The organism is Cellvibrio sp. UBA7661 (assembly GCA_002483365.1).
GTDB lineage: Bacteria > Pseudomonadota > Gammaproteobacteria > Pseudomonadales > Cellvibrionaceae > Cellvibrio.
Genome location: DLHT01000006.1, coordinates 506,452 through 519,778 on the forward strand (window position 1 = coordinate 506,452; position 13,327 = coordinate 519,778).

At 50.6% G+C, this 13,327-nt stretch carries 11 protein-coding genes; all 11 read left to right on the forward strand.

Annotated elements, in window-relative coordinates; all coding sequences use genetic code 11:
* Window positions 1-21: 21 nt before the first annotated feature.
* The 11 genes from B2739_RS06310 (at window position 22) to B2739_RS06360 (ending at window position 13,280) form a co-directional block, all read left to right on the forward strand.
* Complete coding sequence (locus B2739_RS06310) at window positions 22-6,681, forward strand: Hpt domain-containing protein (RefSeq protein WP_331345010.1); 6,660 nt, start codon at window positions 22-24, stop codon at window positions 6,679-6,681.
* A 10-nt stretch (window positions 6,682-6,691) separates the two neighbouring features.
* Window positions 6,692-7,678 carry a chemotaxis protein CheB gene (locus tag B2739_RS06315; RefSeq protein WP_331345011.1) on the forward strand — a complete coding sequence of 329 codons (987 nt, stop codon included), beginning with the start codon at window positions 6,692-6,694 and terminating at the stop codon, window positions 7,676-7,678.
* Complete coding sequence (locus B2739_RS06320) at window positions 7,675-8,160, forward strand: chemotaxis protein CheW (RefSeq protein WP_331345012.1); 486 nt, start codon at window positions 7,675-7,677, stop codon at window positions 8,158-8,160. Before B2739_RS06315 ends, B2739_RS06320 begins: the two co-directional genes overlap by 4 nt.
* Window positions 8,161-8,298: 138 nt before the next feature.
* Window positions 8,299-8,637 (forward strand): FKBP-type peptidyl-prolyl cis-trans isomerase, encoded by a 339-nt coding sequence (locus B2739_RS06325; protein ID WP_331345013.1) that lies wholly within the window; start codon window positions 8,299-8,301, stop codon window positions 8,635-8,637.
* A 206-nt stretch (window positions 8,638-8,843) separates the two neighbouring features.
* Window positions 8,844-9,383, forward strand: a complete 540-nt coding sequence (locus tag B2739_RS06330; RefSeq protein ID WP_331345014.1) for a hypothetical protein — start codon at window positions 8,844-8,846, stop codon at window positions 9,381-9,383.
* Window positions 9,376-10,359: a hypothetical protein gene (locus B2739_RS06335; RefSeq protein WP_331345015.1), complete on the forward strand. Its 984-nt coding sequence runs from the start codon at window positions 9,376-9,378 to the stop codon at window positions 10,357-10,359. Before B2739_RS06330 ends, B2739_RS06335 begins: the two co-directional genes overlap by 8 nt.
* A 316-nt stretch (window positions 10,360-10,675) precedes the next feature.
* Window positions 10,676-11,095 carry a hypothetical protein gene (locus tag B2739_RS06340; protein WP_331345016.1) on the forward strand — a complete coding sequence of 140 codons (420 nt, stop codon included), beginning with the start codon at window positions 10,676-10,678 and terminating at the stop codon, window positions 11,093-11,095.
* Window positions 11,088-11,294: a hypothetical protein gene (locus B2739_RS06345; RefSeq protein ID WP_331345017.1), complete on the forward strand. Its 207-nt coding sequence runs from the start codon at window positions 11,088-11,090 to the stop codon at window positions 11,292-11,294. Before B2739_RS06340 ends, B2739_RS06345 begins: the two co-directional genes overlap by 8 nt.
* A gap of 247 nt (window positions 11,295-11,541) precedes the next feature.
* Window positions 11,542-11,772, forward strand: a complete 231-nt coding sequence (locus tag B2739_RS06350; protein ID WP_049631419.1) for a DUF350 domain-containing protein — start codon at window positions 11,542-11,544, stop codon at window positions 11,770-11,772.
* A 13-nt stretch (window positions 11,773-11,785) separates the two neighbouring features.
* Complete coding sequence (locus tag B2739_RS06355) at window positions 11,786-12,667, forward strand: transglutaminase-like cysteine peptidase (protein WP_331345018.1); 882 nt, start codon at window positions 11,786-11,788, stop codon at window positions 12,665-12,667.
* A gap of 256 nt (window positions 12,668-12,923) precedes the next feature.
* Window positions 12,924-13,280 carry a metalloregulator ArsR/SmtB family transcription factor gene (locus B2739_RS06360; RefSeq protein WP_331345019.1) on the forward strand — a complete coding sequence of 119 codons (357 nt, stop codon included), beginning with the start codon at window positions 12,924-12,926 and terminating at the stop codon, window positions 13,278-13,280.
* Window positions 13,281-13,327: the final 47 nt, after the last annotated feature.

A 13,327-nucleotide genomic window follows, 5' to 3' on the forward strand; every position in this document is an offset into this window, starting at 1 on the left:
ACACATAGAGGAACGTTCTGCATGGCAGATAATCGCAATTTTGCCGCGTTGGATTGGTTGATCCATGAGATCAGTGAGACGCTGAAAGAAGCGCGCCAAGCCCTCGAAAGCTATGTTGAAAATCCCAAAGATGCCACCCGCATCCGCTTTTGCCTGACCCATATCCATCAGGTTCACGGTAGCCTGCAGATGGTGGAGTTCTATGGCGCAGCCATGCTCGCCAGCGAAATGGAACAACTCACCCAGGCAATGGTGGCCGGTACAGTTGCCAACAGCAACGAAGCACAAGAAGTGCTGATGCGCGCCATCCTGCAATTCCCGCTCTACCTTGAACAAGTAAAATCCAGCCGCAAAGACAATCCGTTAGTGGTGCTGCCGCTTCTGAATGATTTGCGCGCAGTCCGCGGCGAAAGCTTGCTGACCGATACCAAACTCTTCGTCCCCAACCTGACCCCTGCTAAAAAAGTCAGCGGTGCGCGCTTGCCCGTTACCCAGGACAACGTGCAGTTCCAGGCGATGGTGCTCAAACTGCGCCAGATGTACCAGTACGCCGCCTCGGGTTTTATTCGCGGCGTCAATCCGGAAGAAAACCTTGCCTACCTGCAGAAAGCCTTTTCGCGCCTGCAAAAATTAACGCATGGCACCGCGCGTTTTGCACTCTGGGACATATCGCTCGCGCTGGTTGAAGCGATTGAAATCGATGCGATTGAAATCAGCGTTGCAGTGAAAAACTTGCTGCGCCAGCTCGATAAAGAAATCAAAGTGCTCGCCGTGCACGGTATCAAAGCACTCAACAGTTTCACCAACGATGAGCTGATTAAAAACCTGCTCTACTACGTCGCTCGCGCCGGTAAACACGCCCCTGGTTTCCCGCCCAACTCCCAGTTGCAACGGGTATACGAGACTTACCAGCTGGAAGAAGCCCTGCTGGAAGGCAAAGAAGGCGGCGAAGACACTGAAAATATGCTCTCGGTGCCTGATGCCGAAGCCATGCGCTCCGTCGTGGGCGCACTCAAAGAAGAATTGGCGCTGATCAAAAGCAGCCTGGATATCTGCCTTGCCGGTGGCGACACCCATGCCGCGCTGGGCGATGCTTTGCCTATCGTCAAACGGGTTGCCGATACCATGGCCGTACTTGGCCTGGGCGATCTGCGCAAGCGCATTCTTGAACAGGGTGCCGCACTGGATCTGGTGGTTGAATCCAACAGCCAACTGACTGATGACCAACTGTTGGCGATTGCCAGCCAGTTGATTTCGATTGAAAACGCGCTCGATGGTCTGAGCGAAACCGGTAGTGTCGATACCGGTAACAGCGATGACTCCGACATTACCTTAAGCCGCGCCAAAGAATCGGTGCTGCGCGAATCGCGCAATGGTCTTGAACATGCCAAAGACGCGATCATTGAATACATCGCCTCCCAGTGGAACCGCCAGCATCTGCAAACCGTGCCCACTACCCTGCGCGAGATCCGTGGCGGCCTGGACATCATCCCGCTGCCGCGCCCGGCACGTATTCTGGGTGCCTGCGCCCGTTTTATCGAAGAGCAGCTACTTGAACAGGAAGCGACACCCCAGTGGTCTACGCTGGATACCCTCGCCGATGCGATTACCAGCGTTGAGTATTATCTGGAACGTCTGAGCAGCGGCGGGCGCAAAGAAGAAAATGACCTGCTGCTGAGCGTTGCAGAAGACAGCGTAGCCAGCCTCGGCTATGCCGTGGCTAAAACGACTAAATCGGAACCTGCTGCTGCACTTGAACCAAGCGCAGCAGCATATGCTGACGATCACAGTCAGATGGCTGAAAGCAGTGATGATGAAGCGGAATTGGCCGCCGCTTATGGCAGTGCCAGCGTTGCCACAGATGACGAAGGTGCAAGCACCGAAGAATCCGGCCAACTGGAAGCTATCTACGCCCAGGCTGTACCGGAACACACATCCGGGGATCATCTCGTTGAAGATGGCAGTGCTGAAGAATCCCTACCTGTCCTTGATGTAATTGAGGATGCAGAAGACGAACCTGAAACAGCGGTTGAGATCGCTGCCAGCTCATCAGAGCCCGATTTAATCGCCACCAATAACGCACCGGTTATCCAGCGCGATAATGAAGACATCGACGATGAAATCATCGAAATTTTCATCGAAGAAGCGTCAGAAACCACTGAAACGATCGCCGAATATTTCCCCCGTTGGGCGCAGAATTTTGATAACACCGAGGCACTCACCGAATTCCGCCGCGCTTTCCATACCCTGAAAGGCAGCGGCCGCATGGTAGGTGCCAACGAGATTGGCGAACTGGCGTGGTCGATTGAAAACATGCTCAACCGCGTGCTTGACCACACCATTATCGCCAGTGCTGTGCACGTGCATATCATTGAAAAAGTACGTCAGTTGCTACCCGGGATGATCGCTGCCTTCCGCGACAACCAGCCTTACGCCCACGCCGATTTAGCCGAACGCTATCGCGAACAAGCTCACTCACTTGCTCAAGGTATTACACCGGAAACGCTGCTCGAAGAAATGGGCGATAGTCCAGCATCCGTGCCAGAACCGGATTCTATTGATGAGCATCCGCTGGAATTGGCTGATGAAGCCTTGGAAAGAGAGGAAGAAGCCGAATTCGCGCTGGAAGAAGACGCGGCCATCATCCTTGAAAACATCGCGGATGAGTACAGCGATGCCAATAATCAACACGACGAAATCGAACTGGCTGACTTGCCTTTGGCCAGTGTTGAGGATATCGATGTCAGCAACAGTGAAGATGAGCTGATTGATTTTGATGGCGACGAGGAACTGGCACCACCCGTTACGCTGGAAGACCAGGTCGAACTGGTGGATGAAGATGAAGCCGCCCTTGATGAGCACGATATTGCCCAGCTCACCCAAGCCTACAGCGAATACCAGACCGCCAACTTCAATTATCAGGAAGCCGGCGACGAGGATATGGACGACCCTGATGCCCAGTTATGGGACATCTTCGGCGCAGAAGCCCTCACCCACCTGCAAGTGGTTGAAGAATATATAGCCCGGATGGAAGCGGAAGCGCCGATTTACGAGCCGCCCAGTGAAGGCATGCAGCGCGCCCTGCACACCCTCAAGGGCAGCGCGCACATGGCAGAAGTCACGCAAGTGGCTGAACTGGCCACGCCGCTGGAGCGTTTTGTTAAGGAGTTACGTTCATATCACGTCAATATTAACGACGATATCCTCCAATTACTGCGCGATGCCGTCAGTTACACCCAAACCGCACTGCGTCAGATCGAGGCAGGCCAGCCAGTTGATATCCCGCGCCTGCATCAATTTATCGCCCGCGTACATGAGCTGCGCGACATACATATTGCCCCGCTGGTCAGCCTGCAAGAGCTGGATGAAAGCGGAAAACGTCCGGTAGACCCTGAGTTGCTCGCCATTTTCATGGCCGAGGAAATGAACCTGCTGCTGGATGCAGACAAAATTATTGCCGAATGGGCAGCCAATCCATCCGATGCGGTACACCTGATTCCGGTCATGGATGAACTGGGCAAACTCACCAAAGCGGCTGCTCACGCCTACTTGCCAGCGATGGCCGAGCTGAGCGAGAAAATCCACAGCGTGTACGAGATGATCATCGCCGACCAGTTGGCCTGTTCACCGTCGGTATGCGACACCCTCAATCATGTACACGTAGCCCTGCTGGATATGGTCGATGCCATCGCCGCCGGGCAAAACCTCAACGGTATTCCCGATGCGGTCAACGATGCGCTGGATGACCTGTTAAGCACCGAAGCGGTCACCCTGAGTGCGCTGATCAATGACCAGATACCGAACCTTGAAAAGACCATCCTTGAATCTCTGCCACTGGTGGATGAGATAGAACTCATCGAGGAAAATGATCTTCCATTGGTTGAAGCAAGCTTGGAACCTGAAGAACAGCTTGATGAAGAACCTGTTGAGCTGATCGATGAAACCATTGAGCTAATTACCGAACCGGAATTAGAAGAACCTGTATTTGCAGCAGAAGCAGTAAGTTACGCGCCTGCAGCGCAGACTCCGGAATTAGTTGCAGACGTTGAAGAGGACGATGCCGAGTCCCTTGCAGACAAAGAAGTTGATGACGATTTTGATCCGGAAATTGTTGAGATTTTCCTCGAAGAAGCCAGCGAATTATTGGAAGAAATCGACGGCTCGCTCAATGAATGGCAGGACGATTGGAACAATAGCGACTGTGTAGAACAGCTCAAACGCTCATTGCACACCTTCAAAGGTGGCGCGCGTTTGGCCGGTTTGATGGACTTGGGCGATCTGTCGCACGACTTTGAAACCATCCTGATTGAGATGGATGAAGATGCCGAACTCGATCAATCCTTCTTCAACCGTTTGCACAGTTATCAGGATCGTTTGCACTCCGGTGTAGAGCGCGCCCAGGCGCGGATGAACGGAGCCGCTTTTGCAGACACCAAACCGGCTGAGCCGACCGCAGCGCTACCGGTATCAGAAGAACTACCCGTATTAAATGACAGCTACCTGGTTGAATCCGTCGCACAGGACGATATGCCAAGCAGCGGCGATGAGATTGATGCATCGGCAGAAGACGCCGACAGCGACCAGATTCCCGCACAGGAAAACAGCTTCCCGGCCTACAACAAGCCGACCATTGTGGTGGACAACACCCGCGAGCTAGCAGGTGGCGATTTCGATAGCGGCAGCCCAACCCAAAAACCCAATGTGCTCACCTTTGCGCCCAAAGCCAAACCCGCAGCACCTGTTGTACCGGGCGCTATTCCGGGCACCGAGTACGGCGGTGGCCTGCGCTCCGGCAATACCGGCCCTGCGCAAGTGCAGCACTTGGCAGCGCGCCGCAGCGGCCCACAAGAAGTCGTTAAAGTCTCTGCTGAATTGCTGGAGGAACTGGTAAACCTCGCCGGTGAAACCTCCATCAGCCGTGGCCGTATGGAGCAGCAAGTCAGCGATCTGGGCGGTGCCATCGAAGAGATGGATTCCACCATCCAACGCTTGCAGGAACAGCTGCGCCGCCTCGACATCGAAACCGAAGCGCAGGTGTTGTTCCGTCAGGAGCAGATGGCGCAACACGAAGAATTCGACCCGCTGGAGATGGACCGCTACTCACAACTGCAGCAGTTGTCGCGCTCGCTGATCGAATCCGCTTCCGACTTGATGGACTTGAAATACACCCTCGCGGACAAAACCCGCGATACCGAAACCCTGCTGCTGCAACAGTCGCGCATTAATACCGACTTGCAAGAAGGCCTGATGCGTTCGCGCATGGTGCCCTTCTCCCGTCTGGTACCGCGTTTGCGCCGGATCGTGCGCCAAGCCGCGTCCGAGCTGGGCAAAGAAGTGGATTTCGAGCTGGATAACGTCGAAGGCGAACTGGACCGTACCGTATTGGAGCGCATGGTCGCCCCACTTGAACACATGCTGCGTAACGCAGTGGACCACGGGATTGAAATGCCCGACGAGCGTATCGCTGCCGGTAAGAATCCGAATGGCCGCATCCTGCTCACCCTTGGCCGTGAAGGCGGCGATGTAATTATCCGCCTGATCGACGATGGCCGCGGTATCAACCTCAAGCGCGTGCGCGAAAAAGCGGTTGAACGCGGGCTGATGGCGGCCGATGCGCAGCTGGCCGATCAGGATGTAATCCAATTTATCCTGCACGCCGGTTTCAGTACCGCCGAGAAAGTCACCCAGATTTCCGGCCGCGGTGTGGGCATGGACGTAGTGCACTCCGAGATCAAACAGCTCGGCGGTGCCATGTTTATCGATTCCAACTGGGGCTCGGGTACCGAATTCACCATTCGCCTGCCGTTTACCGTATCGGTGAACCGCGCCTTGATGGTACAGATTGGCGATGATCTCTACGCCATTCCGCTCAACTCGATTGAAGGTATTGTACGCGTCAGCCCATTTGAGCTGGAGCACTATTATCAGGATGACAGCGCCCGTTTCGATTACGCCGGTGAAAACTATCTGGTGCGCTACCTCGGCAGCCTGCTCGACTCCAACGCCCAACCGAAGCTCGATGGCCAAATGTTGCCCTTGCCGGTCGTACTGGTGCGCAGTGCCGAACATACCGTCGCCCTGCAAGTAGACCGTCTGCTCGGCTCGCGCGAGATCGTGGTGAAAACCCTCGGCGCCCAGTTCAGTGCCGTGCGCGGCGTATCCGGCGCAACGGTAATGGGCGATGGTAGCGTGGTGGTGATTCTGGATCTGCACGCCATGATCCGCGAACAGCTGGCACTCGGTCTGCAAAACGCCATCCAGCTCGACCCGCTCCGCATCAGTCCGGCTATCGAAGAAGACCTGTCGGAAAAAACCATTATGGTGGTGGACGACTCGGTAACCGTACGCAAGGTAACCGGCCGCTTCCTGGAGCGCGAAGGCTTCCGCGTGATCTCCGCCAAAGACGGTGTGGAAGCGCTGCAACTGTTACAAGATCATCTGCCCGATGTGATGTTGCTGGACATCGAAATGCCGCGTATGGACGGCTTTGAAGTAGCCAAAAATATCCGCACCAGCTCGCGCCTGAAAGACTTGCCGATCATCATGATCACCTCGCGTACCGGTGAAAAACACCGCGAGCGCGCGTTCAGCCTGGGCGTGAACAAGTACATGGGCAAACCCTATCAGGAAGACTTGCTGCTCACCAATATCCATGAGCTGCTCGGCAAAACTGTGAAGTAAGGCGGCGCTTATGCTGCAACTTGGAATACTGATCGATAGTATCCGCAAGCAGCAAGCGCTGGATCAGTTGGTCGCGCGCTCCGGCCATAAGGTGGCGCGCTACGTGTCCCTGTCGGGAGCCGAATCGGCCAACCAGGCCCTTGCCGGGCAAGGTTCTCTGGCCGAATCAGGGGTCGATGCCTGGCTGGTGGATGTCGCTGAAGACTACTGCGATGAACAACAGCTGCTGGAACAGTTATTCGCCCAAAGCCGGGTGCCAATTATCCTCAGCGACAGCAGCGAATTTGCGCCCGGCACTGAAGAACACAACGCCTGGTTGCGCCGCACCGGCATACGGTTGCAGCGGCTGCGGGGCGATATCAACCTGCAGCAGACCAATCCCGCCCATGAGTTGTGGGTATTGGCCGCCTCGACCGGAGGGCCCGCGGCAGTAAAACGGTTTCTGGCGCAACTGCCCGCCAATTTGGGTATCGCCTTTTTGTATGTACAGCATATTGATGCAAGTCAGGCCGCCACGCTCAACCGCATGATGAGCAACGCGGGCAACTACCCTGCGATGGTGGCGACACAAGGGTTAGTGCTGGAGGCGAACAGCCTTACGCTGGTGACCGCGCGCGATCCGGTAGAAGTATTGGAAAACGGTACTCTGGCGGTGAATTACGGGCAGTCCTGGAAGGGCAGTTATGCGCCTTCCATCGACCAGATAGCCGCTAATGTGGCGCGTATTTACCGCGAGCGTAGCGGGTTGATTATTTTTACCGGCATGGGTGATGATGGCGCGGCGAGTTGCCGCCTGCTCAAGCAAGTCGGCGGCAAAGCCTGGGCGCAAGCACCCGATGACTGCACCAGCGATTCCATGCCCGTATCGGCCATCGCGACCGGCTGCATCAGCCTCAGCGGCACACCGGAATATCTGGCACGCGCACTGGCGCAATTGAAACAAACACCGGTTACCAACAACCGACAAGAACAGTATCGACAAGGTCCATCGTCATGAGAGCACCTCAGCGCATTGAGAAAAAAATACAAGAAGTTGCCAGCCTGCTCATCCCGCTGCAGGGCCGTCAGCTACTCGCGCCCAACGTGACGGTGGCCGAGATTGTACCCGTATCCCAGGTTATTCCCGTGCAAGATGCACCGGCGTGGTACTTGGGCAATTGCAGCTGGCGTGAACAAACCATCCCGCTGCTCTCGTTTGAAGTGATGAATGGCGAAGACAAACCCGGTGTCGCCCAGCGCTCCCGCTTTGCGGTACTCAACACCACCGGCCAACACGAATCCCTGCCGTTTATCGCCATACTCACCCAAGGCCTGCCGCGTTTGGCGCGCGTGACCGAAGAGGAAATCACCGAGCGTGAAGATGCCGATAACAAGCCCTACGAATTAATGCACGTCAGTTGGGCGGGCGAAGAAGCGGTGATTCCCAATGTGGAAGCCATGGAGCGCGCCTTTTTGGAATATCTGCATTTGGATAATTAAGCTTTTTTAAACAACCCGCGAGCCGATAAATCTCGCGGGCACGTCTAAACATTTTACCGCTCAGTAAAAATTCACCGCCAAAACACGTAAAACACATTCTTTTTACCGCTCGGTAAAAAATTAAACGCATTGAACACTATGAACGAACTCGTCATTGAAGACCTGCAAATTGGCGATGGCAAAGCCGTTGTCAAAGGCGCGCTCATCACCACCCACTACATCGGTTGGCTCGAAGACGGCACCGAATTCGATTCCTCCCACCGCAAAGGCAAACCCTTCCAATGCGTGATCGGCACCGGCCGTGTGATCAAAGGCTGGGATCAAGGTCTGATCGGCATGCAAGTCGGCGGCAAACGCAAACTCCACGTCCCCGCACATTTAGCCTACGGCGAACGCCAAATCGGCGCACACATCAAACCCAATTCCAATCTCATCTTTGAAATCGAACTACTGGAAGTCCTCACCCGCGACGATTAACCCCTGCCTCAAAACCCCGCGTAACGCGTAATGTGATGTATTTTGCAAATCCTTGGCTATAGTAGAAACTTACGCCATTGGATGGAGATAGGAAATACAGATGAATAACGATAGGGGTTTAGCTGCTGTTCTTTGCGGAAGTCATGCAGCTAATGAAGTTCAAAAAGACAGCTCTTGCCTGAAATTAATTAAAAGAGATTTAAAATTTGGACGCAATTGAGAAAAATTTCAGAGATACGCCAATCGATAGCAAAAAATATGCTAAAAGACTAACAATCTTTATTGATTACCTAGTGAAAAATGGGAAGCTTTTTGAGGCCAAGTATTACTTTAAAAAACTTTCCGATAAAAAACCGAATCATGAAAAAACAATTAGGCTAGGGTATTCACTATCAATAGCAACATTTGACAATGATGGAGTGCGTAAATTCGATAAGCTTTTGTATGATTCAAAACCCAAAGATGTTGAAATATTTTGGTTCCGATTGAAATATTATCTCTCTGTAAATAATCATAAGGATTGCGAAGAGTGTTGTGAGTTTCTGCTATCAAAGCGGATAGAAATTAAATATTTAAATACCATTATTGAAGCTTGCCTAAACTTAAAAAACTACAATATTGCGATAACTCTAATTAAATATCTAGAAAAAGAAAAACTAACATTAAACAGTTTCGGAATGCAGCACATTAAAAAGCTTGCTCTTGAGAGATTAGTAATTAGTATTGTAAAGGTTAAATGTGGGTAAATTTTTAGTTTTAAAAATACTAGACAACAACAGCATATCTTTGCCTTCTACTCAAATATATGGAACTGTTGAGCTCAGGTCGCATACATCGGATTCTGAATACGAAATAGATGCACTAAAAAAATCTGCTTTAGATAATCGAGCAGACTTTGACAAGTATTCTTTTTGCGCAAGGATAGCAACTATTGTTGATACTGCCAGCATACATGAAGCAATTGAACTATCAGAAAATGCATTCTCCGCTGTGCTTGATCTCAAATCTGTGGAATTCGCAATATCAAACTTTAAAACGTCAGATATAGGGTTTACTAAAAATCTAGAGTCTGGGAAAATTCATCCAATAAATAAAATTGGATATGAACCATCAATGTCGTTTATGGTTCAGCAAGGTGAAATTCAAAGAAGAGATTTTGTGAATTATATCTTGTCGCTGAAGAATGAACTAAGTGAACGCTATCAACGTTCGTTACACTGGGTGCGAAACAGTAAACACGAAAAAAATATTCAACTAAAAACACTATTTTATTGGTTCGCAATTGAAGCGCTACTAAAAGAATCAGAAAACGACAACATTGAAGGAATTGTTCGCTGGTTTTTAGGTTTTCCTAACGGAAAACATTACAATGATATTTCAAAGTTGCTTATTGCAAAGTTGGCCGCCCACCCTAAATATGCCTATTGGAATAGTGAAATCATTGATGTCATTGACAAAATTAGAGTATTTCGAAATGAATCAGTCCATTCTGGTTTTAGGAGTGTCGATTTCTCAAAGAAAGAATTAGAGCTGTATAGCCAAGTAATGATCTATAGTGCTTCAAGATGCCAGACTGCAGTTCAAACTGCACTGCTCAACAGAATTAGTACAGTTTCAGAATTCAAAGAATACATACCTGTAATATTTGAGGAAAATAGCAATATCATCAACGATGTGCATGGCAACATACTATTTACACTCGATAGGATAAAGCATGGATAAAAACTTCTGCACTAGAAAAATCACTCTATAAACATCCAATTGTCCGGCAAGCAAGAAGCTATAACTCAAAGAAAAACATGGATTTGTTTTTAACGTTTTAACTAAAACGAATCCCCAACTAAAAATAACCACTAAAGCTCACAATATTCCTTCACAACCGAAAATCGCTTTCCCGTAATTACCACATCACTGTTTTGAGATTTAACACACGCGCCTTGATTAACGGGCAACTTAAAATCACATACGAGTAAAAACACCCATTCTTATGGATTGGAGGTTAATACTCATTAAACCAAACTCAAATCAAGGAGAACATATGATTAACAATGATGATTTGTATTTTTACGATGTAGCTAAATTCACAGAGAATTTATACAGGATGGGAAACTCAACTTGGCCTGCGTTTACAGAAGAACGTGCAAGAACCGATGTTGTGATTTACAGTACCGGTGGAGTTGAAATAGTAAAGGCTAATGGTAATGGATTTTCTGCCTTTAATTATCTAACACCTATAATGAAGCGCCCAGGAAAAACCGTTTGGCGAATCAAGAAACATGCAAATATTCCGCTTGGCTTAAAATTAGTGAAAGATCTTAGACCAGGCCATGAAGGGCACTTTATGATAGCTCCCGAAAAAAATATGCCACTGAAAGATTACTTGGCTCTTTTAGAGGAATTGGGAATGGATAGAATTAGGGTTGTCCGATTGACTGCAGTGGAGGTTGCAAATGGCTGAGCCAACAATTTTGGTTAAGGAATACAATGTTATTTGGGAAGCGTTAAATCACTATGAGAAGTACTTGGAGCAAATGTCATTAAGTGCACCATCTGAAAATGAACAATTGGTTTTTGATGAAAAGCTTCAGGATATTGATGACGCACGTAAAACCATTCAATACGGCGCTTTAAATTCATATGGCCTGCAATTAAAGTAAAGCGCACACCCAAAAATAAAAATGGTTACACAAGCAAGTAGCCCGCATGGAGTGTAACGAAATGCGGGATTACTGATAGATGCAATCTGGTCGGATCTATAAGGACTTGAATCGAAGCATCGCTCCCGTATTCTGCTAGACTCCATACGGGCTACGAATCTGAAGATGTTGGGCATTGCTGCCCAACCTACAAAAGACTAAATTGCGCTTCTGTCTAAAATTTTAATAACCACCAAGGCCAAACACCATGCAATGGGATTTTATTATCGCTACCGCCGTTAACTTATCAATCAACCTTGCTTACACATTGCTTGCGCTTTTTATTGGTGTGAAGGCGTTACTCATCATCGATGAAAAATTGCTGAAAAATATGAGCATTGAAGAAGAGTTGAAAAAGGGGAATGTGGCGGTGGCGATTTTTGCTTCGTCGATTCTGGTGTTTGTTGCACTGATTGTGACTTTTGGTTTTAAAGGTTAGGGCGTAAACGCGGATGAGCCGCAAACATAAAAATAATTTTTCGTTTGGCAGTCTGCTCCAGATTTTGGTGGGGATTGCGGTTGTGATTGTGCTGCGCGATTGGCGCAGTGGCGATGATCCGACGATTGCAAATTTATTGGCGCAAAGTCAGAGCGCGAATGCCGTTATACCTGCCGGTTTGGAAACCAGCGGCCCTGCGCCCGGTGAGGTGGTGATTAACCAAACCCAATTCCATTACACCAGCGAACAACTCAGCGAGCTTATTCAACGTTACAATCCAAACCCACGCAACCCTGCGCCGATTGGCGGTGTGTATTTTTTTCATCTGAACGGAATTAAAAACGCGACTGCGATTGCGCCGGGGCTCGATCAGCGCGCGCATATCGTGAATGCGTTTCTTGAGGGCTTTAGCCCCTTCGCGGTCGATAATGTGTGGATGCCGCTGTATGTAATCGCCAAGCGCAAACGCTACATGCTCGATAGCCTCAACTACGGAAAGGAAGAGCTGTGGCAGACCAGCCGACAGGCGTTTTATATGTCTAACGGCGATTGTGAAGACCACGCCATTGTGTTGGCCGATTGGTTAATCGAGATGGGATTTGATGCGCGCGTGGCGCTGGGTAAACACCAGAATGACGGCCATGCCTGGGTGGTGTTGGTGCATGAGGGCAAGGAATTTATTCTGGAGGCGACGCAGAAATCGCGCCTCAGTACCGGTACGCCCTACCCACTCGCGGCGACTCTGCCGGATTATCACCCCACTGCGCAATTTAACCGCACCGCCTTTTGGATCAACACCGGCAGCAGCCTGACCACGCGTTACTCCGGTGAGCACTGGGTGGAGCAGAGCCATTATTCGCCGCTATCGTCAGCGGATAACTCTGTTTCACCCTGAATACGTCATCCTCGCGTAGCGGGGATCCATAGGTCATTCGATTAATTGGCAAGCTGGACTCCCGCAAGCGGGAGTGACGATGGTGGTTAAATTCAAACGCCAGTGCCCTGAAACTTCTCCGTTGTCGCCCAGCGCTTACCTATTCCCATCCTGAAACTTCCCCCTTCAACTTTGAATCGCTCGACCCAACGTGCAATTGCGATTATATTTAACCAAATGGTTGACAATTATTAGCATCGGGAGAATACTTAACCATATGGTAAATAATCAAGTTGAACAGCTAGATGCCGTCTTTCACGCCCTTGCCGACCCTACGCGGCGGGCGATGATTGCGCGGCTGGCGCAAGCACCCTGTGGCATTACCGAACTGGCAGCACCGTTCGATATGACCCTCGCGGCGATTTCCAAACACATCAAAGTGCTGGAAAGTGCAGGCTTGGTGGTGCGCAGTATTCAGGGGCGCAACCACACTTGCCAGTTGGATGCACGCCCGATGCTTGGCGGTATCGAGTGGTTACGTCATTACGAACAATTCTGGAACCAGCGGCTGGATGCACTGACCGCCGCGCTGCTGGCGGAAGATCAGTTAGCAAACAACGAAACGGATCAATAACGGGTGGATACGGTATTACCGGGTCAACCCATCACCATAATTGGCGC